Annotated in this window: 25 protein-coding genes and 2 tRNA genes; 10 read left to right on the top strand and 17 right to left on the bottom strand. The window is 65.9% G+C overall.

The features are described from left to right. Nucleotides 1–181: 181 nt before the first annotated feature. The 5 genes from VK682_RS08055 to VK682_RS08035 form a co-directional block, all read right to left on the bottom strand. Nucleotides 182–937, bottom strand: a complete 756-nt coding sequence (locus VK682_RS08055; protein ID WP_089846093.1) for an ABC transporter ATP-binding protein — start codon at nt 935–937, stop codon at nt 182–184. 28 nt (nt 938–965) lie between these two features. Further along, the gene (locus VK682_RS08050) at nt 966–1,721 is read right to left on the bottom strand and encodes an ABC transporter ATP-binding protein (protein ID WP_089846091.1); all 756 of its coding nucleotides are present in this window, start codon (nt 1,719–1,721) and stop codon (nt 966–968) included. Nucleotides 1,722–1,731: 10 nt separating this feature from the next. Continuing rightward, nucleotides 1,732–2,937: a branched-chain amino acid ABC transporter permease gene (locus VK682_RS08045; protein WP_089846088.1), complete on the bottom strand. Its 1,206-nt coding sequence runs from the start codon at nt 2,935–2,937 to the stop codon at nt 1,732–1,734. Between the two features lie 2 nt (nt 2,938–2,939). Beyond that, a complete protein-coding gene (locus tag VK682_RS08040) occupies nt 2,940–3,971 on the bottom strand; it encodes a branched-chain amino acid ABC transporter permease (RefSeq protein WP_089846086.1) in 1,032 nt (343 codons plus the stop codon). A gap of 83 nt (nt 3,972–4,054) precedes the next feature. Next, complete coding sequence (locus VK682_RS08035) at nt 4,055–5,416, bottom strand: substrate-binding protein (RefSeq protein WP_089846128.1); 1,362 nt, start codon at nt 5,414–5,416, stop codon at nt 4,055–4,057. A 224-nt stretch (nt 5,417–5,640) separates the two neighbouring features. On the opposite strand from VK682_RS08035, the gene VK682_RS08030 reads away from it, so the two are divergent. The 5 genes from VK682_RS08030 (at nt 5,641) to VK682_RS08010 (ending at nt 11,592) form a co-directional block, all read left to right on the top strand. After that, complete coding sequence (locus VK682_RS08030; RefSeq protein WP_230798042.1) at nt 5,641–6,954, top strand: helix-turn-helix domain-containing protein; 1,314 nt, start codon at nt 5,641–5,643, stop codon at nt 6,952–6,954. A gap of 95 nt (nt 6,955–7,049) precedes the next feature. Beyond that, a complete protein-coding gene (locus tag VK682_RS08025; RefSeq protein ID WP_089846083.1) occupies nt 7,050–7,436 on the top strand; it encodes a response regulator transcription factor in 387 nt (128 codons plus the stop codon). Next, nucleotides 7,433–7,708, top strand: coding sequence for a hypothetical protein (locus VK682_RS08020; protein WP_089846081.1), 276 nt, complete (start codon nt 7,433–7,435; stop codon nt 7,706–7,708). The genes VK682_RS08025 and VK682_RS08020 overlap by 4 nt, the downstream gene beginning before the upstream one ends. Beyond that, on the top strand, nt 7,705–10,386 hold the full coding sequence (locus tag VK682_RS08015) for an ATP-binding protein (RefSeq protein ID WP_324781638.1): 2,682 nt from the start codon (nt 7,705–7,707) through the stop codon (nt 10,384–10,386). Before VK682_RS08020 ends, VK682_RS08015 begins: the two co-directional genes overlap by 4 nt. Nucleotides 10,387–10,485: 99 nt before the next feature. After that, nucleotides 10,486–11,592: a flagellar motor switch protein FliM gene (locus tag VK682_RS08010; RefSeq protein ID WP_324781637.1), complete on the top strand. Its 1,107-nt coding sequence runs from the start codon at nt 10,486–10,488 to the stop codon at nt 11,590–11,592. A 17-nt stretch (nt 11,593–11,609) separates the two neighbouring features. Here VK682_RS08010 and VK682_RS08005 read toward each other — a convergent pair whose 3' ends face one another. The 4 genes from VK682_RS08005 to VK682_RS07990 form a co-directional block, all read right to left on the bottom strand. Continuing rightward, nucleotides 11,610–12,041, bottom strand: a complete 432-nt coding sequence (locus VK682_RS08005; RefSeq protein WP_230798044.1) for a protein tyrosine phosphatase family protein — start codon at nt 12,039–12,041, stop codon at nt 11,610–11,612. 9 nt (nt 12,042–12,050) lie between these two features. Continuing rightward, the gene (locus VK682_RS08000) at nt 12,051–12,488 is read right to left on the bottom strand and encodes a DUF6691 family protein (protein ID WP_230798045.1); all 438 of its coding nucleotides are present in this window, start codon (nt 12,486–12,488) and stop codon (nt 12,051–12,053) included. Nucleotide 12,489: 1 nt separating this feature from the next. After that, nucleotides 12,490–12,921: a YeeE/YedE family protein gene (locus VK682_RS07995; RefSeq protein ID WP_230798046.1), complete on the bottom strand. Its 432-nt coding sequence runs from the start codon at nt 12,919–12,921 to the stop codon at nt 12,490–12,492. 73 nt (nt 12,922–12,994) lie between these two features. Further along, nucleotides 12,995–13,861 (bottom strand): MBL fold metallo-hydrolase, encoded by an 867-nt coding sequence (locus VK682_RS07990; protein WP_089846070.1) that lies wholly within the window; start codon nt 13,859–13,861, stop codon nt 12,995–12,997. A 209-nt stretch (nt 13,862–14,070) separates the two neighbouring features. Between VK682_RS07990 and VK682_RS07985 the strand changes: the two genes are divergently transcribed. Continuing rightward, complete coding sequence (locus VK682_RS07985) at nt 14,071–14,271, top strand: hypothetical protein (protein WP_089846068.1); 201 nt, start codon at nt 14,071–14,073, stop codon at nt 14,269–14,271. Nucleotides 14,272–14,349: 78 nt separating this feature from the next. On the opposite strand, the gene VK682_RS07980 is transcribed toward VK682_RS07985, so the two are convergent. Then, nucleotides 14,350–14,565, bottom strand: coding sequence for a hypothetical protein (locus VK682_RS07980; protein ID WP_089846066.1), 216 nt, complete (start codon nt 14,563–14,565; stop codon nt 14,350–14,352). A 121-nt stretch (nt 14,566–14,686) separates the two neighbouring features. Between VK682_RS07980 and VK682_RS07975 the strand changes: the two genes are divergently transcribed. Further along, nucleotides 14,687–14,944: a DUF2312 domain-containing protein gene (locus VK682_RS07975; RefSeq protein WP_089846064.1), complete on the top strand. Its 258-nt coding sequence runs from the start codon at nt 14,687–14,689 to the stop codon at nt 14,942–14,944. A gap of 106 nt (nt 14,945–15,050) precedes the next feature. Here VK682_RS07975 and VK682_RS07970 read toward each other — a convergent pair whose 3' ends face one another. Next, nucleotides 15,051–15,932, bottom strand: a complete 882-nt coding sequence (locus VK682_RS07970) for a hypothetical protein (protein WP_230798047.1) — start codon at nt 15,930–15,932, stop codon at nt 15,051–15,053. A gap of 84 nt (nt 15,933–16,016) precedes the next feature. Between VK682_RS07970 and VK682_RS07965 the strand changes: the two genes are divergently transcribed. Both VK682_RS07965 and VK682_RS07960 read left to right on the top strand, forming a co-directional pair. Next, nucleotides 16,017–17,672, top strand: a complete 1,656-nt coding sequence (locus VK682_RS07965) for an ABC transporter permease (RefSeq protein WP_230798048.1) — start codon at nt 16,017–16,019, stop codon at nt 17,670–17,672. A gap of 50 nt (nt 17,673–17,722) precedes the next feature. Beyond that, nucleotides 17,723–17,798, top strand: a tRNA-Thr gene (locus VK682_RS07960). Nucleotides 17,799–17,895: 97 nt separating this feature from the next. On the opposite strand, the gene VK682_RS07955 is transcribed toward VK682_RS07960, so the two are convergent. Beyond that, nucleotides 17,896–17,979, bottom strand: a tRNA-Leu gene (locus VK682_RS07955). Nucleotides 17,980–18,144: 165 nt separating this feature from the next. Here VK682_RS07955 and VK682_RS07950 point away from each other — a divergent pair. After that, nucleotides 18,145–18,924, top strand: coding sequence for a FadR/GntR family transcriptional regulator (locus VK682_RS07950; protein WP_089845978.1), 780 nt, complete (start codon nt 18,145–18,147; stop codon nt 18,922–18,924). A 46-nt stretch (nt 18,925–18,970) separates the two neighbouring features. Here the strand turns inward: VK682_RS07950 and VK682_RS07945 are convergent, their stop codons facing one another. From VK682_RS07945 to arfA, 5 genes are all read right to left on the bottom strand, one after another. After that, nucleotides 18,971–19,795, bottom strand: coding sequence for a carbohydrate ABC transporter permease (locus VK682_RS07945; protein WP_089845976.1), 825 nt, complete (start codon nt 19,793–19,795; stop codon nt 18,971–18,973). Next, the gene (locus VK682_RS07940; protein ID WP_165616777.1) at nt 19,792–20,679 is read right to left on the bottom strand and encodes a carbohydrate ABC transporter permease; all 888 of its coding nucleotides are present in this window, start codon (nt 20,677–20,679) and stop codon (nt 19,792–19,794) included. Before VK682_RS07940 ends, VK682_RS07945 begins: the two co-directional genes overlap by 4 nt. Before the next feature lie 62 nt (nt 20,680–20,741). Then, complete coding sequence (locus VK682_RS07935; RefSeq protein WP_230797411.1) at nt 20,742–22,025, bottom strand: extracellular solute-binding protein; 1,284 nt, start codon at nt 22,023–22,025, stop codon at nt 20,742–20,744. Nucleotides 22,026–22,069: 44 nt separating this feature from the next. Further along, the gene (locus VK682_RS07930) at nt 22,070–23,140 is read right to left on the bottom strand and encodes an ABC transporter ATP-binding protein (RefSeq protein WP_324781636.1); all 1,071 of its coding nucleotides are present in this window, start codon (nt 23,138–23,140) and stop codon (nt 22,070–22,072) included. A 3-nt stretch (nt 23,141–23,143) separates the two neighbouring features. Further along, complete coding sequence (gene arfA, locus VK682_RS07925; protein ID WP_324781635.1) at nt 23,144–24,643, bottom strand: arabinosylfuranosidase ArfA; 1,500 nt, start codon at nt 24,641–24,643, stop codon at nt 23,144–23,146. Nucleotides 24,644–24,737: the final 94 nt, after the last annotated feature.

Raw genomic sequence — 24,737 nt, 5'->3', positions numbered from 1 at the left:
ACAGCGACCGCGCATACATCGCCTCATACCCGGACGCATCCACGTGCGCCCGCGACACAAATTCCGCCGAGGGCGGGTAGGTGGACTGATGGGTCATGGCATTCTCTCCTCTTTGCGCAGAGCATGCGTGCCCGGACCGGGAAATCAAGACCGCTTTGGTCGCAAGCCGGGGATCCCGCCGTCAGATCGCCAGATACTCCGCCCGCAGGCTTTCATTCTCCAGCACCTCGGCGGCGGTGCCGTCAAAGACGATGGAGCCGGTATCGAGGATGATCGCGCGGTCCGCCAGCTGCAGCGCGCGCACCGCGTTCTGTTCCACCAGAACCGTGGTCATGCCCTGTTCCTTGATGTGGCGCAGGGTTTTTTCGATCTCGTCCACGATCACCGGGGCCAGCCCCTCGTAGGGCTCGTCCAGAAGCAGCAGCTTGATGTCGCGCGCCAGCGCTCGGGCGATCGCCAGCATCTGCTGTTCGCCCCCCGACAGCGTGACACCTTCCTGCTTGCGCCGCTCTCCAAGTCGCGGAAAGAGCTGGTAAAGCCGGTCCAGCGACCAGCCGACCGGCGGCGCGATCTGGGCAAGCTGCAGGTTCTCTTCCACCGTCAGGCCCGCAATGATCCGCCGGTCCTCGGGCACCAGCCCCAGCCCCGCCACCGCCGCCTGATGCGACGACATGCGGTGCAGCGGCTGGTGATCCAGCCAGATCTCGCCGCGCTGCACCTGCGGGTTGCCCAGCCGGGCGATGGAGCGCAGCGTGGTGGTCTTGCCCGCGCCGTTGCGCCCCAGAAGCGCCACGATCTCGCCCTCGTGCACGTTGAAGCTGATCCCCTGCACGATATAGCTTTCGCCGTAATAGGAATGCATGTCCCAGACCGACAGGAAGGCGGGGGCGGTTTCGGCCTGATTGGCGTTCTTGGAAAAATCCGGTCTGACATTCATGATGTTGGGCTCCGTTCAGCAGGGGGGATCAGGCGTGTTCGCCTAAGTAGGCCTCTCGGACCTTGGGATGGCCCTTGATGTTGGCAGGCGTGTCTTCGACCAGCGGCGTGCCCTGGGCCAGAACGGTGATGCGGTCGGCCAGCGAAAACACCACATGCATGTCGTGTTCGATGATCGCCATGGTGATGTTGCGCGACTCCTTGATCTCTTTCAGCAGATCGATGGTGTTGTTGGTGTCGGCGCGCGCCATGCCGGCGGTGGGTTCGTCCAGCAGCAGCAGCCGCGGCTCCTGCACCAGACACATGGCCATTTCCAGCCGCCGTTTGTCGCCGCGCGACATGGAGGCCGCGTGCATGCTGCGTTTGTCGATCATCTTGACATCGGTGAGCATCTGTTCGGCGCGTTCCACCAGCGCGCGTTCCGCCCGCACCGAACGGATGGCATGCAGGCGGAAGGACCCGTCCCGCCGCGCAAACAGCGGGATCATCATGTTTTCCATCACCGTCAGATCGCCGAAGATCTCGGGTGTCTGGAACACGCGGGAGATCCCCATCTGGTTGATCTCGAAGGGTTTGCGCCCCAGCACCGACTGCCCGTCGAACAGCACCGACCCGGTGTCGGGGATCAGCTTGCCCACCAGACAGTTGAGCAGCGTGGATTTGCCCGCGCCATTGGGGCCGATGATGGCATGCACGCTGTTTTCGCGCACCGACAGGTTGACCTCTGACAGCGCCTTCAGCCCGCCGAAGCGCTTGTTCACGTCCTTGACTTCAAGAATACCCATGACGTGCTCCTTATTCGGCGGGGTTGGGGCTGGGCTTGCGCGGATCCTGCGCCGGTTTTTTGCGCCGCCGCATCAGGCGTCCGATGCGCTGGCCGCCCTCCACCAGACCGCCGGGCAGGAAGATCACCACCAGCATGAACATCAGCCCCAGCGTCAGGTGCCAGCCCTTGCCCACGAAGGGATGGATCAGCCCGACCACCAGATTTTCGATGCCGTCGGGCAGGAAGGCGAACCAGCTGTGCAGCACGCCGTCATTGATCTTGGAGAAGATGTTCTCGAAATACTTGATGAAGCCCGCGCCCAGCACCGGCCCGATCAGCGTGCCCGCGCCGCCCAGAATGGTCATCAGCACCACCTCGCCGGAGGCGGTCCATTGCATGCGCTCGGGCCCGGCCAGCGGATCCATCGAGGCGAGCAGCCCGCCCGCCAGCCCCGCATACATGCCGGAGATGACAAACACCGCCAGCGTATAGGGCCGCGCATTCAGACCGGTATAGTTCAGCCGGTGCTGGTTCGACTTGATCGCCCGCAGCATCAGCCCGAAGGGCGAGCGGAAGATGCGGATGGCAAGATAGAAGGCGAGGATCATCATGATCGCGCAGAGGTAATAGCCCGCCGAAAAGCTGAAGCTCCAGCCCGCGATGTCGAGCGTGGTGGCGCTGCGCATTTCCAGCCCGAAGAGGTTGGTCACCGGAATGCCGCCATCCGCCGTGGCGCTGACGCCGAAGATGCGCGGATCGTTGAGCGTGATCTGCAGCCCGGTTTCGCCATTGGTGATGGGGGTCAGCACCGAATAGGCAAGGTTGTAGCTCATCTGCGCGAAGGCGAGCGTGAGGATCGAGAAGTAGATGCCCGACCGCCGCAGGCTGACATAGCCGATGACCACGGCAAACAGCCCGGCCACCACCATGGACAGCAGGATGGCCGGAATCACGTTCATGCTCAGCAGCTTGAACATCCAGACGGCGGCATAGGATCCCATGCCCAGAAAGGCGGCATGGCCAAAGGACAGGTAGCCGGTCAGCCCGAACAGCAGGTTGAAGCCGATGGCGAAGATGCCGAAGATCACGAAACGCTGCATCAGGTCGGGATAGCCCGCGTTGAACTGCGCCAGCGAACTGCCGGTGGGGAAGGGGTTCAGGAGGAAGGGGGCGAACAGCGCCAGCCCCACGACGATCAGGAACAGGGACAGGTCTTTCTTGCCGAGACCGAACATGCTTAGTCCTCCATCACGCCCTTGCGGCCCATGAGGCCACGCGGACGGGTCAGCAGAATGATGATGGCCACCAGATAGATGATGATCTGGTCAATGCCGGGCAGGATGGCCTTGATCTGGTTCATCGAGGCGAAGCTTTCGAGAATCCCCAGCAGGAAGCCCGCCAGCACCGCACCGGGCAGCGAGCCCATGCCGCCCACCACGACGACCACGAAGCTGAGCACCAGAAAATCCATGCCCATGTGATAGTTGGGCGAATTGATCGGCGCGTACATCACCCCTGCCAGTCCCGCCACGGCGGCGGCCAGCCCGAACATGATGGTGAACCGCTTGTCGATGTTGATGCCCAGCAGGCCCACGGTTTCGCGGTCGGCCATGCCCGCGCGCACCACCATGCCGAAAGTGGTGAACTGCAGGAAGGCGAAGACGCCGCCGATGATGAGCGCGGCAAAGCCGAAATAGACCAGCCGCCAGTAGGGATAGATCACCGCGTTCGGATCGAACCCAAGCAGCACGCCGAAATCGAACGACCCGCGGAACACCTCGGGGGCGGGGGTCGGAATGGGATTGGCGCCATAGAAATACTTGATGATTTCCTGCAGCACGATGGCCAGCCCGAAGGTCACGAGGATCTGGTCGGCATGGGGGCGCTTGTAGAAATGCTTGATCAGCCCGCGTTCCATGATGACCCCGATCAGGATCATGACGGGGATGGAAAACAGGATGGCCAGCGGCACCGCCCAGTCGATGATGGCGGCGCCGGTCGTCTCTCCGAACCATTCGGTGACATAGGGCACGTCGACCTTCAGCGGATTGCCAAGGAAATCCTTGCGGCTTTCGTCAAGGACCTGATGGCTGAGCGTCAGCAGGCGGCTGAGCGTGACGGCGCAGAAGGCGCCGATCATGAACAGCGCGCCATGCGCGAAGTTGACGACACCAAGCGTGCCGAAGATAAGCGTAAGCCCCAGCGCGATCAGCGCATAGGCGGAGCCCTTGTCGAGTCCGTTCAGGATTTGCAGGATGATGGCGTCCATGTCCCGGCCTTCGAGGTCAGAGGATACGGGGAAAGACGTTCCCGGCACGGGGCCGGGAACGCGGAGAAGGGCCGTGCGGCGGGTCAGACGCCCGCGTTGCAGGATCCCAGATTGCCGCCCGCGAACATCGGGTGTTCGGGGTCATAGGTGACCTGTTCCACCGGCGTGACCTCGACGATCTCGACAAGGTTGTATTCGTCGGAGGGATTTTCCGCGCCACGCACCACCAGCACGTCCTTGAAGCACTGGTGATCGCCCTTGCGGTAGGTGGTGGGACCATTGCCCAGACCGTCGAAGGCGAAATCCTCCAGCGCCTCGCCCACGGCGCAGGGGTTGAAGCTGCCCGCGCGGGCCACGGCATCGGCGTAAAGCAGCGCCTGCGCGTAGCAGGTCTGTGCCGCCTGGCTGGGCGGGAAGCCGTATTTCTCGCCGAAGGATTTCACGAAGGCGTTGGAGCCGGTGTATTTGGCGCCGCGCTCGTTCTCCAGCTTCCAGTCCCAGTTCTGCGAACCGACGATGCCCTTGATGTTGGCGCCGGCCCCCTTGGCCATCAGTTCGGAATAAAGCGGCACGACGATTTCGAAATTCTTGCCGTTCACCTGCTTTTCGCGCAGGCCGAACTGCACGGCGTTGGTCAGCGAGTTGACCATGTTTCCGCCATAGTGGTTCAGCACCAGCACGTCGGCGCCGGAATTCAGCACCGGCGCGATATAGGAGGAGAAATCGGTCTGGGCGAGCGGCGTCAGCACGTTCTCCACGGTTTCCCAGCCCAAGGCCTCGGTGGCGGCGGCGATGGATTCCTGCTGCGTCCAGCCCCAGGTGTAGTCGGCGGTCAGGTGATAGGCGCGGCGTTCGTCACCATAAAGCTGCGACAGCACCGGCGCCAGCGCCGCAGCCGACATGTAGGCGTTGAAGAAGTGGCGGAATCCGTTGGCTTTCTTGTCCTTGCCGGTGGTGTCGTTGGAATGGGTGAGACCGGCCATGAAGATCACGCCCGCCTCTTGGCACAGCCCCTGCACGGCCACGGCCACGCCCGAGGACGAGCCGCCGGTGATCATCACCGCGCCGTCTTTTTCGATCATGGACTTGGCGGAGGCGCGGGCGGCGTCGGATTTGGTCTGCGTGTCACCGCTGACATAGGCGACCTTCTTGCCAAGGATGCCGGTGCCGTCCAGCGCCTTGGAGGAGAAGGTCTGCAGCATGCCGCCATCGCCGCCGCCGTTCAGGTGTTCCACCGCCAGTTCCAGCGCGCGCAGCTCGTCCGCGCCCTCGTCTGCATAGGGGCCGGTCTGTGGCACGTTGAAGCCCAGCGTGACGGTGTCGCCGGTGGGTTCATTGGTGAAGGCAGAGGCGGATGAGCCGGTGAAGATCGTCGGCAGCGCGACGCCAGCACCGGCCACGGCACCCGACCTCAGCACGCCGCGGCGTGTCAGAGTGTTGGACATTGAATCCTCCCATTTGGTGATCTGCACGACGACGGGCTCCTCTTCCCTTCGGCGTGCGGGCACGGTTCCGTGCAAAATCAGTATCTGGCAAAGACCGAAAATTCCGCAACAACAGCTTTGCAATTCAGGATTTTTTTGTCAACAAATGAACAGGATGTGATCCGGCGTGGTAAATAATTTTATATCGCGCTGCAGAAAGCCGTTGATAGCACAGGAAAAGCCCCATGCCGCGCGACACGTTGACAGGCAGCCGGATCCGCGAAAGGCGCACCATTCTGGGGCTGAAACAGGCGGATCTGGCGCGGCAGGCCGGGATTTCAGCCTCCTATCTCAATCTGATCGAACACAATCGCCGCAGAATCGGCGGCAAGCTGCTTCTGGACATCGCGCAGGTGCTGGGGGTCGAACCGTCGATGCTGACCGAAGGGGCCGAGGCCGCGCTGATCGCGACGCTGCGCGAAGCGGCCAGCGCCAGCCGCAGCAGCACCGCCGAACTGGACCGGGCGGATGAGTTTGCCGGGCGCTTTCCGGGCTGGGCGCGGCTGCTGGCCGAGGCGCGGGGCCGGGTGGAGATGCTGGAGCGCAGCGTCGAAACCCTGTCGGACCGGCTGGCCCATGACCCGCATCTGGCCGAAACCCTGCACGAGATGCTGTCCACCGTGACCGCGATCCGTTCCGCCGCCTCGATCCTTGCCGAACCCGGAGAGATTGATCCCGACTGGCAGCGCCGCTTTCACCGCAACATCTACGAAGACAGCGCCCGGCTGGCGCAGAGCAGCCGCGCGCTGGTCAGCTATCTGGACAGCGAAGGCCGGGGCGCCACCGAAAGCGTCACCCCGCTGGAGGAGATGACGGCGGTGTTCGCGGCGGCGGGCTACCACTTTCCGGCGCTGGAGGCGGGCCAGCCGCCAGAGGAGGTGGCGGCGGGGCTGGGCCGCGACCTGTCGGACAGCGCCCGGGCCCTGCTGCGCCGGGCGCTGCGCCGTCAGGCAGCGGATGCCGCAGCCCTGCCGCTGCCCGCCCTGCTGGAGGCGGTGGCCCAGCTGGGTGCCGATCCTCTGGCGCTGGCGCGGCGGTTCGACAGTGACCCGGCGCGGATGATGCGGCGTCTGGCGGCGCTGCCTGCCGATGCGCCCTGCGGTCCGGTGGGGCTGGCGATCTGCGACGCCTCTGGTGCGCTGACCTTCGGCAAGCCGCTGCCGGATTTCCCGATCCCGCGCTTTGGCGCCGACTGCCCGCTCTGGCCGCTGTTTCCGGCGCTGAGCCGCCCCATGGCGGTGCTGGCGCGGCGGCTGCGCTTTGCCGGGCGGCAGGGATCGGTGGTGCAGGCCTATGCCGTGGCGCAGCCCGCCGCCCTGCCGGAGCCGAACCGCGATCCGATCCTCGAGGCGCATATGATGATCGCCCCTGCCGCCGCCCCCGCCGGAGGAGAGCCTGCCGAAGAGGTGGGGGTCACCTGCCGCATCTGTGCGCGGCTGGGCTGCCCCGCGCGGCGCGAGCCGTCGCTTCTGGGGGATGCCCGGCAACAGGAGTTTTGACAGGGCCGGTAACATTCGCGATAACAAGGGCTCCGGGGGAGTTGATCCATGGTTTCGGGAAGGGGAGAGCCCGCAGCCGTGGAGGAAGGGGTGCCATGTCGAAACATGTGCTGCTGATCGAGGACGAGCCGAACATCATCGAAGCGATCAGCTTCATCCTGTCCCGCGAGGGGCTGAAGGTGGAAACCCATTCCGACGGGACCACGGCCAATGCGCGCCTGCGCGGCGCGCGGCCCGATCTGGTGATCCTCGACGTGATGCTGCCGGGCAAAAGCGGCTATGACATCCTGCGTGACCTGCGCGCGGAGGCGGGGCTGGCCGATCTGCCGGTGCTGATGCTGACCGCACGCGGCCAGACCCGCGACCGCGAGATGGCGGAACGGGCAGGGGTCAGCGCCTTCATGACCAAGCCCTTTTCCAACAGCGAGATGCTGGACACCGTGCGCGCGCTTATGGACGGCGCGCTCAACGGCGACGCATGACCCCGCCGGAGCCGCGCCGCCGCAGGGCGCCGGTGTTTCTGGAACGGCAGTCCTACCGGCGCAGGCGGCTGATGGATGCGGCGCGGGTGCTGCCGTTTCTGGGCCTGCTCCTGTGGCTGGTGCCGCTGCTCTGGCCACAGGGTCAAGAGGGCGGCGTGCGCTCCTCCAGCGCCATCGTCTACCTGTTCGGGGTCTGGGCCTTTCTGGTGCTGGGCTCTGCGGTGCTGGTCTATGCGCTGGGCCGGCGCGAGGAGGCGGAGACGGGCGAATGACCATGCTCAACACGCTGGTCGCGGTCTGTCTGGCCTATGCGGTCTTCCTGTTCGCGGTGGCCTTTGCCGCCGAACGGGTGGCGCTGCGCGGGCAGGTGCGCTGGCTGCGGTCCCCGGCGGTCTACACGCTGTCGCTGTCGATCTACTGCACGGCATGGACCTTTTACGGTGCGGTGGGCTCGGCGGTGCGCACCGGGTTCGAATACCTGACCATCTATCTGGGCCCGTCGCTGGTGCTGGTGGGCTGGTGGTGGATCCTGCGCAAGCTGGTGCGCATCGGGCGGTCGCAGCGCATCACCTCGGTCGCGGACCTGATCTCGTCGCGCTATGGCAAATCCAACCTGCTGGCGGTGGGGGTCACGATCCTCGCGGTGGTGGGGACCACGCCCTATATCGCGCTGCAGCTGCAATCCGTCACGCTGAGCTTCGAGGTGTTCAGTGCCGAGGATCTCGCCCCCGGCGAGGAAAAGGGCCACACCGCGCTGTGGGTGGCCGCAGGGCTTGCGCTGTTTACGGTGATCTTCGGCACCCGCAATCTGGACGCGAACGAGCGCCATAACGGCGTGGTCATGGCCATCGCGGTGGAGGCGGTGGTGAAGCTGGCAGCGCTGCTGGCGGTGGGGGTGTTCGTGGTCTGGGGGCTGGGCGGCGGGCTCTCCGCCACGCTGGCGCGCATCGACGCCTCGGCGCTGGGCAGGTGGGAGATCGACGGCGGGCGCTGGGCGGGGCTGATGCTGCTGTCGGCGGCGGCCTTTCTGTGCCTGCCGCGCATCTTTCAGGTGCTGGTGGTGGAGAATGACCACGAAACCCATCTGCGCACCGCAAGCTGGGCCTTTCCGCTGTATCTGGGGCTGATGTCGCTGTTCGTGGTGCCGATCGCGGTCATCGGGCTGGACCTGATGCCCGCAGGCTCCAACCCCGATCTGTTCGTGCTGACCCTGCCGCTGTCGCAGGGGCAGGACGGGCTGGCGGTGCTGTCCTTCCTTGGCGGGTTCAGCTCCGCCACCTCCATGGTGATCGTCGCGGCCATCGCGCTTTCGACCATGGTGTCGAACCATGTGGTGATGCCGCTCTGGCTGCGGCTGGCGGAACCGGGGGCCAAGGTGTCGGGCGACGTGCGCAGCGTGGTGCTGCTGGCGCGGCGGCTGTCGATCATCGGCGTGGTGATGCTGGGCTATCTCTATTACCGCCTGTCCGGCGGCGGCGAGGCGCTGGCCACCATCGGGCTGGTGTCGTTTGTGGGGATGGCGCAGGTGCTGCCCGCGATGTTGGGCGGCATCTTCTGGCGCGGCGCGTCCAAGCTGGGCGCCTTCACCGGGCTGACGCTGGGCTTCGGCTGCTGGGGCTACACGCTGTTTCTGCCGAGCTTCGGCGCGGGGGTGTTCCTGCCCGAACCTTGGGTCACGGGCGGGCCCTTCGGGCTGGGCTGGCTGCGCCCGCAGGCGCTGTTCGGGATCGAGGGGCTGGATCCGCTGCTGCATGCGTTTTTCTGGTCCATGACGCTGAACACCGGCGGCTTCATTTTCGCCTCGCTGGCCAGCTTTCCGCAGCCGCTGGAACGGCTGCAGGGCGCGCAGTTCGTCAATGTCTTCGAACATTCCCCCAGCCCGCGCAGCTGGACCGGCGGCGTGGCGCAGACCGAGGATCTGATGATCATGGCGCAGCGCATCCTTGGCGCGCGCGACGCGCAGGCGCTCTTCGAACGCGAGGCGCGGCGTCAGGGCGCCCGGGGTCCGCTGCCCGAACCCACGCCGGATTTTCTGGAGATGCTGGAGCGTGAACTGGCAGGCTCGGTGGGGGCGGCCACGGCCCATGCCATGGTCGGCCAGATCGTCGGCGGCATGTCGGTCTCGGTCGAGGATCTGATGGCGGTGGCCGACGAGACCGCGCAGATGATGGAATATTCCGCCCGGCTGGAGGCGCAGTCGCAGGAACTGGCCCGCACCGCCGGACAGCTGCGCGAGGTCAACGCCAAGCTGACCCGGCTCTCGGTGCAGAAAGACGCCTTCCTGAGCCAGATCAGCCACGAGCTGCGTACGCCCATGACCTCGATCCGCGCCTTTTCAGAGATCCTGCGCGACACGGACGGGCTAAGTGCGGGGCAGCAAACCAAATATGCCTCCATCATCCATGACGAGGCGATCCGCCTGACCCGGCTGCTGGACGATCTTCTGGATCTGTCAGTGCTGGAAAACGGGCAGGTCAACCTCAACCTGCGCGAAGGCGTGCTGGCCCATGTGCTGGACCGCGCGGCGGCGGCGGCGGCGGCGGATGACGCCGGCGCGCGGCTGCTGATCCGGCGCGATCCGGTGGCCGAACGCGTGCGCCTGCATACTGATCTGGACCGGCTCAGTCAGGTTTTCATCAACCTGATCGCCAATGCGCGCAAATACTGCGACGCCGCCCAGCCCCGGCTGGACATCCGCGTGACGCCGGGGGTGCCGCTGATCATCGATTTCATCGACAACGGCTCGGGCATCTCGCCCGAGGCGCAGGACATGATCTTCGAGAAATTCAGCCGGGTGAGTGACCAGAAGGCGGGGGGCGCGGGGCTGGGGCTGGCCATCTGCCGCCAGATCGTGACCCGGCTGGGCGGAGAGATCGCCTATCTGCCCGGGCAGGGTGGTGCCGCCTTCCGCGTGGTTCTGCCCGCCGATCTGGCTCTGGCCGCGCAATAGGCCGAAGCCCTGCCGTTTTTCCGCCGGGTTAAAGCGCTTGGTAACCTTCTGCCGCCATACAGCTAGGGCAGATGGGCCAGAGAACGGGCTGGAATGGGAATGGCGGCAGTGGCCAGACAGGATGTCCTTAGCCAGAAGGCGAGTGCTGCACGCCGCGCGCTGGAGGCGCGGTCGATGTCGCCCGCCAAGGCGCTGCGTCGGGCGCTGTCACGCACGGCGGATGTGCTGTGGGATCTGGCGCTGGTGACGCATGGGATCGACCTATCAGTGGTCGAACAGGAAAACCTTGTCACCGTCCTGCCCGCAGACACCCTGCTGCTGCTGCTGGACGGGCCGGAGGGCGTGCTGGGGATCGCGGCGGTGGACCGTCAGGTGATGACCGGGCTGATCGAGGTGCAGACGATCCTGCAGGTGACCCAGATGCCGCTGGACGACCGGCCGCTGACCCAGACCGATGCCGCCATGATGGCGCCGCTGATCGACGGCGCGCTGGACCGCTTCGTGCGCTATCTGGAGGATCATCCGCTCCGCTCCCGGTTCGAAGGGTTCCGGTTCGGGGCCATGATCGACGACGCGCGCAGCGCCGCGCTGCTGCTTGATGCGCCGGAATACCAGATGCTGCGGGTGTCGGTCGATCTGGCGCTGGGGCGGCGGCGCGGCGAGCTTCTGCTGCTGTTTCCGGAGCCGGGGCTGGCCGAGGAGAGCGCGGCGGCGCCAGTGCCGGACGCGCCCGGTCCCTATGAACAGCGGATGAAACTGCTTCCCGCACGAATGGAGGCGGTGCTGTGCCGGATCCGGCTGACGCTGCGGGCGGCGCAGGCGCTGCAGCCGGGGGATCTGCTGCTGCTGCCGCGCGATGCGCTGGACGGGGCGGAATTCTACGCGGGCAAGGGGGATGCGGTGGCGGGGGGACGTCTGGGCCAGATGAACGGGATGCGGGCCATCCGGCTGCGCTGGCCTGCGGGTCTGCCCCGTGACGCGGCAGCCATGTCCGCCGATCCGGACCCTGTGACCGACGCGCCGGTGATGCCGCCGATGGCAGCAGCTCCGCTGCCCGCGCCGCCGGTCGAGGATCTGGCCGCCGATCTGCCCGATCTGCCCGCGATGGAGTTCGATTCGGGGGAGTTCGACTTCTCCGCCGCGATGGGCGGCGAGGATCTGGGCGATTTCGATTTTTCAGCCGCCCCGATGGAGGAGGACGGCTGATGCCGGGATGGTGGGGATCACGTCTCGCGCTGTGCGAGGGAGTCGAGCGTCGGGCGCAGCCCGTCGAGCGGATATCCTGCCGCCGCGGTGGTGGACAGGATCGCGTCCACCGGCATCTGGCCTGCCTGTCCCATGGCCCAGACCGTGGCGCAGCGCGTGCCAGAGCGGCAATAGGCCAGAACCGGGCCGGGCGCGTCCGCGACCAGCGCGGCCTGCCGCTCGATCGTGTCCAGCGTCAGCCCGTCATGGGTGACCGGCAGCACCTCGAACGCCATGCCAGCGGCCCGGACCGCAGCACCGATGGCCTCGGCCTGCAGGTCTGGCGGCACCTCGCCGTCGGGCCGGTTGCAGATGACAAGGGTGAAGCCTGCCTCGGCCAGGGCGGGCACATCCTCCACCGCGATCTGCGGGGTGACGGTGTAGCGGGGGGTGATCTGACGAAGCTCCATGATGACGGATTATTCCGCCGCCACGATCTTGTCGAGTCTCGTCCGCAGCATCGGGGCCAGTGCCATGCCGGTCAGCATCGCCGCCACGAAGATCCACAGCATCGGCCCGCCATAGCTGAGCGCGGCGATGGCGGGTCCGGGGCAGAGCCCGGCCAGCCCCCAGCCCGTGCCGAACATCACCGATCCCAGCACCAGACCACGGTCGATCCGGCGCTCCGGTGCGGCGGGCAGCGCGCTGCCAAGCACCGAGTGCCGCCGCCCGCGGGCATAAAGCCATGCCAGCGCCATGGGGATCATCGCCCCGCCCATCACGAATGCCAGCGTCGGATCCCACGCCCCGAAGACGTCAAGAAACCCCTGCACCTTGGCGGTGTCGGTCATGCCGGACAGGAACAGCCCCGCGCCGAACAGCCCCCCCGCCAGAAAGGCGAATACCAGTCGTGCCATGTCAGATCACCTCCAGAAGATGGCGGAACACCGCCACACTCGCCACCCCGGCAAGGATGTAACAGGCGGTGGCGGCAAAGCCGCGCACCGACAGCCGGGACATGCCACAGACCCCGTGACCGGAGGTGCAGCCATTGGCGAGCCGCGTGCCCAGCCCGACCAGCAGTCCCGCGGCGACCAGCACCAGCGGCATCTGCGAAATATGCGTGTCCACCGTCCGCAGCGCCGGGATCAGCGTCAGCAGCAGCGGAAGCAGGATCACCCCGCCAAGAAAGCTCAGCTTTTCGCCGCTGCTGCGGCCTGCTGTCCCGTCAATGAGCGTGCCGATGATGCCGGACGCGCCCATGATCCTGCCGTTGACCAGCAGGAACACGGCGCCTCCTGTCCCGATCAGCATGCCGCCGATCAGGCCCCAAATCCAGTCGAGTTGCATGATATCTGCGTGTCCTATGCCAAGGAAATGCGATGCGGCGGGGCAGGCCGTGGCGGCCCGCCCGCGCGCGGGGTCAAAGCTTGTTGACGGGCACTTTCAGAAAGACGTCGCCCTGTGCGTCGGCGGGCGGCATCTGCCCTGCGCGCATGTTCACCTGCAGCGACGGGATGATGAGCCGCGGCATGGCCAGCGTCGCGTCGCGGGCATCGCGCATCTGCACGAACTCTTCCGCCGAGGTGCCCGCCGCCACATGGATGTTGGAGGCTTTCTGCGCGCCGACCGTGGTTTCCCAGGCGTAGCTGTCGCGTCCCGGTGCCTTGTAGTCATGGCCGACAAAAATCCGGGTCTCGTCCGGCAGGGACAGGATCTTCTGGATCGAGCGGAACAGCGTTTCCGACGACCCGCCCGGGAAATCACAGCGCGCCGTGCCGAAATCCGGCATGAACAGCGTATCGCCGACAAAGGCCGCGTCGCCGATCACATAGGTCAGGCAGGCGGGGGTATGTCCGGGCGTGTGCAGCACGTCACCGCGCATCTGGCCGATATGGAAACTGTCGCCCTCGCGGAACAGGCGGTCGAACTGCGACCCGTCGCGCTGGAATTCCGTGCCTTCGTTGAACACCTTGCCGAAGGTGTCCTGCACTTCGGTGATCCGTTCGCCGATGCCGATCTTGCCGCCCACGGCCTGCTGGATATAGGGCGCGGCGGACAGATGGTCGGCATGGACATGGCTTTCCAGCAGCCAGTCCACGGTCAGCCCGTGCTGCCGCACGAAAGCGATGATGGCATCGGCAGAGCGCGTGTCGGTGCGTCCGGAGGCGTAGTCAAAATCCAGAACGCTGTCGATGATGGCACAGGAATGGCCCGCCGGATCGCGCGCCACGTAAGAGATCGTGTTGGTGGCCTCGTCGAAAAAGGCCGTGACATCGGGCTGGGTCATGGAAAGCTCCCTCGGTTCGGAGTTCATATAATCATAATGGAATATGTCTTCAAGACCTTTCTGTCCTTGACCTGGATCATGGCAGGACCGGGACTGGCAGGGCAGACTCTGTCGGATCGTGCCATCGATGAGGCCAGGGATGGCACCACCCATCGGGGCCGCGCCGCAGACATTGTCCCGGCGGGGCCCCTCATGAAGGAGGACAGCTCATGACCGATCCGCTGCAGACCTGGACCATGGCGCAAGATCAGGCGCCGGAAAGCGCGGATGCCGCGCCCCTGTCCGAACTCGCCGCGCGGGCCGCCGAACTGCGCGCGCAGGGGCAGGCGGTGCCCGCCGAACTTGCCGACCGGATCCGTGAAGAGGCCGCCGCCGCGCTGGAGGCGGAGATGGACAACCTGCCGGTCTAGGCGCCGTCACGGCGCGGCGGGAGACGGAGCACCGCCCGCCGGGCGGGCTCTGTCACGCGGCGGGGCAGGTGACGGCTGTCAGTTGAGGAAAATGCCCACGACCACCATGACCAGCCCGAAGACCGACAGCATCAGCGCCGCCATGTTCAGCGGCACCACCTTGCGCACCGCCTCGCGCAGCGCCGCATCCTCAAGCCCGGAGCGGCGCGCGCTCCAGACGCGCAGGATGCACCAGAACAGCCCCACAAGTCCCAGCAGCGACATCGCCGCGCCTACCCAGATCAGCCATTCCATGCCCGGTTCCTTCCCGTTGCGCAAACGGGAGCCCGGTAATCCATCCCCCACGCTGCCGCAACCCCTTGATGGGGCGCGCGCCCGCCTGTAACCAGACGCGATACCGGCAGGAGAACAGCAGATGCAGGACGATACTTCCGGCGCCTATGGCGTGGCCGCCGAGGAATTGCGGCAATTCATCGAACAATATGAACAGCTTGAGATCGAAAAGCAGTCTGTTGCCGAGCAGCAGAAGGAGCTGATGGCGGAAGCCAAGGCGCGCGGCTACGACACCAAGGTGATGCGCAAGGTCATCGCCCTGCGCAAGCGCGACAAGGACGACATCGCCGAGGAAGAGGCCGTGCTGGAAATGTATAAAGCCGCGCTGGGGATGATCTGATCCCGCGCCGCTTGGCCTGATCCCGACGGGCGCGGCACCTGAGACAGGGCCGCGCCCGCGTCGTTTCCCGCCCCTGCGGGACAGCGGCCCGCCCGTCGCCGCGCGATCAGGGGCTCAGCAGGGTGACGCCCGGCATCCGGCTGATCTGCCACATGTCTTCGTCGTAAAGCTCGGTCAGCATGTCCACATAGGCGGCGTCCCAGCCCGGCAGATCCAGCTCTTCCTCCAGCGCCTCCGGCAGGGCGTATTTGTCCAGAAAGGCCATCATCACGCGGCGCTTCTGCGCTTCGGTGACGCTGTCGTTCTCCTTGAGGAAGCTGCGGAACCGCTTCATGCCTTCCGGGCTGATGATGTCGGCGAACAGATCGAAGGATCCGATGATCTTGCGCTCCGCGTCGATCCCGGCCATGCCGCGCAGGATCTGCCCCCAGAGCAGCGGCGTGTCCTCGTTGCACCAGACGGTGACGGGCACCTCCGGCGCCGCCTCCCGCAGGCGGCGGATCAGGCTGGACCAGCGCAGATGCATCGGATCGGCGCCGTGCAGAAACGCGTCAAAACTCTGCGCCGGGCTTTCGCGATAGACGGCGGGCAGATAGCTGGCAAAGTCGCGCAGGCCCATCCAGACCTCCACGGCATCGCCGCGGAACAGCCTCTGGATCGCACAGACCCGCTCTTCGGCGCGACGATAAAGCCGCCCGCCCGCCAGCGCCAGCTTGGGCACCGACAGCAGGTTCTCGTGGCTCAGGATCAGCCGATGCACATCGACCGCATCCTCGGTCAGCAGCGCGTCCAGCAGCACCTCGCGCGCGTCTTCCGCCGGATCCGCGCCGCCCAGCGAATTCACCACCTCCGACAGCAGGGTGCGATACCGGCTTGGCCCGGGGATCGCCACTCCGTCGCGGCGGAAGTCATCGGCATTGCGCAACAGCGTCTTCAGCAGACGGTCCTCATCCGTGCCGTGAACGCCCAAGTGAAGAATGACCTGCATCGCCTGCTCTTTTTGTTGCGCGATGCCTGCACTATAAGGCCTTTCGCCGCGAGGGGAACGCGGCCGCCGCAGGAGAATGCCCGCATGAGCCTTGCCGACCACACCGCCCGCCGTCTGCGGCTGACCAGCCTGCCTGACCCATGGTCGCTGGGGGCCGCACTGATCGCGGCAGTGGTGGTGGCGCCGATCCTTGCCGTGCTCTGGATCGCGCTCTTCCCGAGCGAGAACATCTGGCCACATCTGATCTCCACCACGCTGCCGCGCTATCTGCGCAACACGCTGGTGCTGATGGCGGGGGTGGGGGCGCTGGCCTGTGTCGCGGGCACGGTGACCGCATGGCTGGTGTCGCGCTACGAGTTTCCCGGGCGGCGCTGGCTGGAATGGCTGCTGCTGCTGCCGCTGGCGATTCCGGCCTATGTGGGCGCCTATGCGCTGGTGGATTTTCTGGAATATTCCGGGCCGGTGCAGACCGGGCTCCGGCAGGCTTTCGGCTGGCAGACCGCCCGCGACTACTGGTTTCCGGAAATCCGGTCGATGGGGGCGGCGATCCTCGTGCTGGCGGCGGCGCAGTATCCTTATGTCTATCTGCTGGCCCGCAATGCCTTCCGCGAACAGTCCGCCAGCGCCGACGAGGTGGCGCAGTCGCTGGGCGCGGGGGCATGGGGGCGGTTCTGCCGCGTGGGCCTGCCGCTGGCGCGCCCGGCCATCGCGGCGGGGGTGGCGATCGTGATGATGGAATCGGTCAATGATTTCGGCACGGTGGATTATTTTGCGGTGCAGACCCTGACCACCGGCATCTTCAGCGTCTGGCTGCAAAGCAACAACGCAGGCGGCGCCGCGCAGATCGCCACCACGGTGCTGGCGCTGGTCATCCTGCTGGTGCTGTTGGAAAAAGCCTCGCGCCGCCGGATGCGGTTCTTCAACCTGTCGATCCGGCACCGTCCCGTGGCCCGCGTGCCGCTGTCGGGGGCGGCGGCTGTGGCGGCGCTGCTGGTCTGCCTGCTGCCCTTTGCGCTGGGGTTCCTGCTGCCCGGCGGCGTGATCCTGTCGCATGCGCTGGACCATGCCCGCAACTGGGCCGATCCCGCGCTCTGGGGGGCGGGGCTGAACACGCTGATGGTGGGCGGGCTCGCGGCGGTGCTGACCGTGTGTGGCGGGCTGTTTCTGGTCTATGGCGTGCGGGTGTCAGGGCGGGTGCTGCCGCGCCGGCTGATGCCGGTCACCACGATCGGCTATGCCGCGCCGGGGGCGGTGCTGGGCATCGGCATCCTCATTCCGCTGGCCGCGCTGGATCACCGGCTGGCGGACACCGTGGCCGCCGTGACCGGGCAGGAGATCGGGCTGGTGCTGACCGGATCCGCCTTCGCGCTGGTGCTGGCCTATTGCGTGCGGTTTTTCGCCATCGCGCAGGGAGCGGCGGATGCGGCGCTTGGGCGGGTGTCGCCGAATCTGGCGCTGGCGGCGCGGTCGCTGGGGCGCAGTCAGGGGCAGGTGCTGGCCGAGGTGCACTATCCGCTGATCCGGGGCTCTCTGGCCTCGGCCCTGCTGCTGGTCTTTGTCGACTGCGTGAAAGAGCTGCCCGCCACCCTGCTGCTGCGCCCGTTCAACTATGAAACGCTGGCCACGCGGGTGCATGAACAGGCGTCGCTGGAAAATCTCGGCGGCGCCGCCCCGGCGGCAGTGCTGGTGATCGGCGTGGGGCTCGCCGCCGTAGGCCTGCTCGCGCATGCCAACCGTTAGTTTCGGGCTTGCAGTCCGGGGCCGGGCTGGCATATCCCTGCACCCACGGTGCCCCTATAGCTCAGCTGGTAGAGCAACTGATTTGTAATCAGTAGGTCCGCGGTTCGAGTCCGTGTGGGGGCACCAGTTTTCCTTCGATTTCACTGGATTGTGGTTGGCAGCCCAGGCGGCTCGGGGCTTTGGTGGGGCTGTCGGCATCGACTTGCGTGTTTTCCGGTGAAGGTGGTGCCCGCGGCCGGGATCGAACCGGCACGACCGAAGTCTGGGGAGTTTAAGTCCCCTGTGTCTACCTTTCCACCACGCGGGCCGCTGCTGGATGTTGCCTCTGCGGCGGAATCCAGCGGTTCTGCGCTACCTTCATTCTGCGCCGCTGTCCAGTTTTAGGCTATGGCAGACTGTCTCCGGCCCTGCATGGCTCCCCTGCCGCGTTTTCGCTGCTGCGGAGCGGCGTGCGGGCGGCTAGAGTGGACCTATGGCAGAGAAAACGGATGAGGCCGTGGCGCTGGTCGAGGCGATGCGGACACAGGACAAGCGCAAGAACGAATCCATCGCGGACTGGCTCGGACGGCAGATCGTCGCGGGCAAGATCGCCATGGGCGAGCCTGTGCCCAAGGAAATGGTGTTCCTTGCCGAAACCGGCATTTCGCGCGGCGCCTATCGCGAGGCGCTGCGGCGGCTGGCCGGGAAGGGGATGCTGGTCACCCGCACCCGCAGCGGCACGCGGGTGGCCCCGCGCGAGAAATGGTCGCTGCTGGATCCGGATGTGGTGCGCTGGAGCTTTGAAAGCGGCGCGCCGCCCGACTGGTATATCCGCGCGCTGTACGAGATGCGGGCGATGATCGAGCCGCCCGCTGCCGCCTTTGCCGCCGAACGCCGGACCGAGGCCGATCTGGCCGCCTTCCGCCGCGCGCTGCATGACATGCGGACCTGCGACATGACGGAAAGCGCGTGGCACAATGCCGATGCCAGCTTTCATCGCGCCATCCTGACCAGTTCGCAGAACCCGGTGCTGGGCGCGCTGGAGGCGGGGATCTGCGCGGCGGTGGCCCATACCACCGCCTTTCGCTACCGCGACATGCCCAACCCGCACACCCGCAACCCGGTGGAGGAACATGCCGCCGTCTTCGCGCGGATCGAGGCGCGGGATCCGGCGGGGGCGCGGCGGCTGATGACGGAGCTGGTGGATACGGCGCTGCTTGATTCGCGGGGCACCACGGTGTTTGATCTGGGCCTGCCGACGCTCAAGGTCTGAGCGCCGGCAGGGCAGCGGCCGTCAGGGAGCGACCGGCCGCAGGGGATCAGCCCTTGACGCCGGAGGAGATCATCACCGCCTCGGTCACGCGCTTCTGGAAGATCAGATAGGCGATGACCACCGGGGCCGCCGCCAGCAGCGCCACCGACATGATCCGGGCATAGGCCACGCCGAAGGCATCGTTCACCTGCGTGATGCCCACGGGAATGGTCATCATGTCCTCGGTCGTGATGACGAGGAAGGGCCAGAGAAAGGCATTCCAGCTCATGATGAAGGTGATGATGCCAAGCGCCGTGGTGATGCCCCAGTTCAGCGGCAGGTAGATGCGGAACAGCAGGGTGTAATCGCTGCCGCCATCCAGCGTGACCGCCTCGCGCATCTCCTTGGGCACGGCGTCGAAGAACTGCTTGTAGACGATGATGACCACCGGCACGACCAGCTGCGGCAGGATGATGCCGCCCCAGCGGTTGATGAGGTCGAGATCGTTCATCAGGATGAACTGCGGCACCACCAGCGCCTGCGCGGGCACCATGAAGCTGGCCAGCACGATGCCGTAAAGCAGGCGGCGGCCCGGGAATTCCATCTGGCTCAGCGCATAGGCGCACATCATGCCGGTCAGCAGCACGATGGCGGTGATGATGAGCGAGGTGCCGATGGAATTGACATACCAGTCCATCAGCGAGGTGTTGAACAGCGCGTCCACATAGGAGGACAGGTTGAACTCGTCCGGCCAGACGCCTGCCTCTTCGGAGACCACGCGGTTTTCAGAGCGCAGCGAGGTGACGAAAGCCCAGTAGAGCGGGAAGATCCAGATGAGCCCGGCCAGCAGCGTCAGCACGGTGAGCGAGAGGTTTTCGATGCGGCGGGTCATGACTTGCGCCCTCCGATGCGCAGGATCTGGAATTGCAGGATCGAGATGACGACGATCAGCAGGAACAGCACCAGCGACACCGCTGCGGCATAGCCGCCGTTGTTCAGCTGGAAGGCCTCGCGATAGACCATGAGCAGCAGCACATAGCTGGAATTGAACGGCCCGCCTTCGGACAGCAGATAGACCTGATCGAAGATCTTCAGCTGCAGGATCAGCTGCAGCGTCAGCACCAGCGCCGTGACCGGCCACAGCAGCGGCCATGTGATGCGCCCAAACAGCTGCCGCCGGGTGGCGCCGTCCAGGGCTGCGGCCTCGTAAAGCTCGGTGGGGATGTTGCGCAGACCGGCAAGGAACAGCAGCACGTTGAAGCCATTGGTCCACCAGATCGTCACCACCGCCACGGCGGGCATCACCCAGTTGGGGTTCTTGAACACCGGGACCGGCTTGCCGGTGAAGAACTCGATCACCGGCTGCAGCACGCCGAACTGGAAATCCAGCATCCATGCCCAGATCTGCGTGACCACCGACACCGGCAGCACATAGGGGGTAAAGAACAGCACCAGCGCCAGCGCCTGCATCCGCCCCGACAGCCGGTTGACCGCCAGCGCGATGGCAAGAGCTATGGCCGTGGTCGGCACCACCGTCAGCAGCACGAAATAGCCGTTGTTTTTCAGCGAGGTGTAGAACAGCCGGTCCGACAGCAGGCGGGCGTAATTGTCCCAGCCCACCCAGTCGCCGCCGCCGATCAGCGGCGCGTCGGTAAAGCTCATCCGCACCACCTCGGCCACGGGATAGGCAAAGACCAGCGCGAAGATGGCGGCAAAGGGCAGGATCAGCGACAGCGCCACAAGGCGGTGGCGTGACCGGTTGCGGATCATGGCCATGGCGGGGCTCTTTCTGTTGTCAGGAATGCCCCCGCGCCGCAGGCACGGGCGGGGGCAGGGGGTCAGCGCAGGCGGGACTGCAGCTCGGCCTTCATCTGCTCCACCGCGTCTTCGGGCGATAGATAGCCGTGGATCGCGGGGGAGATGATGTTGATCGCCACGTCATAGGCGGGGGAGGCGACGCCCGCGATTTCCGACCGGGGGTCATAGGCGGCGCGGTCGGCAAGCGAGGCATAGGTGGCATTGGGCTGCATCGCCGCAAACTCCTCGCTTTCCGCCACGGGCTTGTAGGCGGGGATATGGCCCGCATCGGCCCACTGGATCGCGTTCTTTTCCATCCAGCCGATCACGGTCATCACCGCCTCGCGCTTTTCGGGATCCATGGGCTGGTCGCCCTGCACGGGAATGGCAAAGCCGTGGCTGTCGGCCCATGTCACCTGCTGGTCCATCAGCTGCGGGATCTCGACGGCGCCCCAGTCGAAGCCCAGATCGCCTGCGTCTTCCAGATCGGTCATCGTGGGCACCTCCCAGACGCCATTCAGCTGGAAGGCCGACTTGCCGGAGGTGAACAGCGCGACCGAGGCTTCATAGAGCGCCTGTTCCGGCTGCCAGCCCTCCTGATGCCATTTGGTCATGATCTCGACCGCGCGCACCGCCTTGTCGGTGCTGTCGCCGGGCAGGATTTCGCCCTCGTCGGAAATCAGCGTGCCGCCCTGCTGCGCCAGCAGCGTGTAGAACACGCGATAGGTGCCGCCATCATCGCCGGTGGCATAGGTCACGGGGGATTCGGCGCCGTTCTCTGCGGCGAGCGCCAGCGCCTCTTCGAAATCGGCGAGGCTTTCGATGCCGGTCAGCTTGCCCTCGTCATCCAGAAAGCGCGAGCCTTCCAGATAAGAGGCGTTGTAATAGAGAACGATGGCGTGGATGTCGAAGGGGATGGCATAAAGCGCGCCCTCGGCGTCCTTGCCAGCATCAAGGGCCGTGGCAAAGAAATCCTCCTCCGCCAGCCCCGCCGTGTCCAGATCCTCGGCGGTGATCGGGGTCAGCACCTCTTCGGCCAGCCCCAGCGGCAGGCGCGACAGGTGATAGGTCATCACATCGGGGCCCCGGCCCACGGCGGCAGAGGTGCGCACCTTGGTGTAGAAGGGCACGCCCCATTCCAGCGTGGTGGCCTGCACCTGAATGTCGGGATGTTCGCTGTTGAACTGGTCGATCAGCGCCTTCATCCGCACGCCGTCGCCGCCGGACAGGAAATCCCACCACGTCACCGTCTGCTGCGCGCTGGCCGGAGCGCCCGCCAGCAGCGCCGCCACGGCGCTGGCCAGAATGAATGCCTTGTAAGTCATAGTGTCCTCCTCCTTGATGGGGCCGCCCTCCTGCGGCTTGGTCCCTAGCGAAGCCTCTGCCCGTCCGGGATGAAGGCGTAGATGGTCTGCGGATCCGCTCCCAGATGCAGGCGCTGCCCGTCCAGCCGGTCGCGCGAGCCGCGGCGTTCGAAGACCAGATCGGCGCCGGTGGCGCTGCGCGCATGCACATAGGAATTGCCGCCCAGTTCTTCGGCCATTTCCACCGTCACCGGCAGGCCCTGTTCGGCGGGCTGCAGATGTTCGGGGCGGATGCCCAGCACCAGATCGGTGCCGGGGGCGGGGGTGTCGCGGGTCATCGCCACGCGCAGCTCTCCCTCTGCGGCGCGCGCGGTAAATCCCTGCGCGTCGCTGGCGGTCACGCGGGCCTCGACAAAGTTCATGGCGGGCGAGCCGATGAAGCCCGCGACAAAGCGGTTGGCGGGATCGTCATAAAGCGACAGCGGACGCCCCGCCTGCATCACATGGCCGCCCTTCAGCACGAAGATGTCGTCGGCCAGCGTCATCGCCTCCACCTGATCATGGGTCACATAGATCATGGTGGCGCCGATCTGCCGGTGCAGCCGGGTCAGTTCCAGCCGCATCTGCACCCGCAGTTCGGCGTCCAGATTCGACAGCGGTTCGTCGAACAGGAACACCTCCGGTTCGCGCACGATGGCGCGGCCAATGGCGACGCGCTGGCGCTGCCCGCCCGACAGGGCGGACGGCTTCTTGTCCAGATGGTCGGTCAGCTGCAGGATGCGCGCGGCCTCGCGCACTTTTTCCTCGCGCTGCTGTTTCGGCACGCGGGCCAGCGACAGCGAAAAGCCCATGTTCTCGGCCACCGACAGATGCGGATAAAGCGCGTAGGACTGGAACACCATGGCCACGCCGCGCTTGGCGGGTTCCACGTGAGTCACGTCGCGCCCGCCGATTTCGATGCGCCCGCCGCTGGTGTCCTCCAGCCCCGCGATCATCCGCAGCAGGGTGGACTTGCCACAGCCGGAGGGGCCCACAAAGACGCCGAATTCTCCCTTCGGCACCTCCAGCGACACGTCCTTGATCACGTCATGCGCGCCGAAGGACTTTCTGACATTGGTCAGCTTGACGCCCGCCATGGCTCAGACCCGGATCCGCACGACGTGATAGGACAGCGGCGCAAGCGCGCCGCCCACCATGCCGTCCTCGACCGCCAGACCGCTGCCCGCGAGCGGGGCGATGGGTTCGCGTCCGGGGCCGTTGGTGGCCATCAGGTCATGCCCTTGGATCACCTGATGGTCCAGCAGCGTGGCGCCGGGATAGCCGGTCAGCGACAGCCGCAGATCCGCGTCTTCGGTCAAGTGGCGGTTCACCATGAACAGCGTCACGATGCCGTCCCCTTCAACCGCCGCCACGTCCAGATAATCCACGTCATCGGCCACGGCGCAGTTGTAGCTGGGCCCGTCCACCGCCACGCGCAGGGCCGTGCCGCGCCCGTCGATGGAGGCCAGCTGATAGGGCCAGTAGATCGACTGCCGCCATGCGGGGCCGCCCGCCTCGGCCCGGATCGGCGCGATCACGTTGACGAGCTGCGCGATGCAGGCGATGCGCACCCGGTCGGACCGGCGGATGAATTCGTTGAGCAGGCAGGCCACGAACAGCGTGTCCTCAAACGTGTAATCCTCTTCCAGAAGGGCGGGCGCCTCTGGCCAGTCCCAGCTTTTCCAGTTCTTCGAATCCTGTTCGCGCTTGTGATACCAGACGTTCCATTCGTCAAAGCAGATATGGACGTCATTCTTGGCGCGTTTCTTGGCCTTCACGAAGTCGATCACGCCGGCGATGGACTGGATATAGCGCCCGGTTTCCTCGACCTTGCCAAAGAAATTCAGCGTGTCGCGGCTGGAATTGCCGAAATACTTGTGCAGCGAGATGTAATCGACATTCTCGTAACATTCTTCCAGCACGCCGCGTTCCCAGTCGGGATAGGTGGGCATTTCGTCATTGGAGGACCCGCAGACCACCATTTCCGCGCCCGGCGTCAGCTGCCGCAGCGCCTTGGCGGTTTCATCGGCCAGACGGCCATATTCCTTGGCCTCCTTGTGGCCGATCTGCCAAGGCCCGTCCATCTCGTTGCCCAGACACCACATCTTGACGTTGTAGGGCTGCTCCACCCCGTGGCTGCGGCGCAGGTCGGACCAGTGCGTGCCCGACGGATGGTTGACATATTCCATGAAGTTGCGCGCATCCGAAATGCCGCGCGACCCCAGATTGACCGCCAGCATCATGTCGATGCCCAGATCCTGCGCCCAGACCGCAAATTCGTTGATCCCGACCTGATTGCTTTCCTTGCTGCGCCACGCCAGATCCAGCCGGACGGGGCGATCCGCTTTCGGCCCGATGCCGTCTTCCCAGTTATAGGCCGACACGAAATTGCCGCCGGGATAGCGGATGGCGGGAATGTTCAGGTCGCGCACCATCTGGGCCACGTCGCGGCGAAAACCCTGATCGTCGGCTTGCGGATGACCGGGCTCGTAAATGCCGGAATAGATCGCGCGGCCCATATGTTCGATGAAAGCCGAATAAAGCCGGTCGTCGATCTGTGCGATGCTGAATTCGCGATGGATGGCGGCAGATACCCGCATCAGCTCCTCCTCTGATTTGTCCTACAAATAACAACCAAGAGGTACAACCTGTCAAGACCCGGCAACGCCATGCGCAAAAACCCCCGCAAGCGGG

It is taken from the genome of Salipiger marinus, assembly GCF_035481585.1.
GTDB lineage: Bacteria > Pseudomonadota > Alphaproteobacteria > Rhodobacterales > Rhodobacteraceae > Salipiger > Salipiger marinus.
The sequence above is the reverse complement of the archived record's forward strand: the minus strand, read 5'-3'. Positions and strand labels throughout refer to the sequence as shown.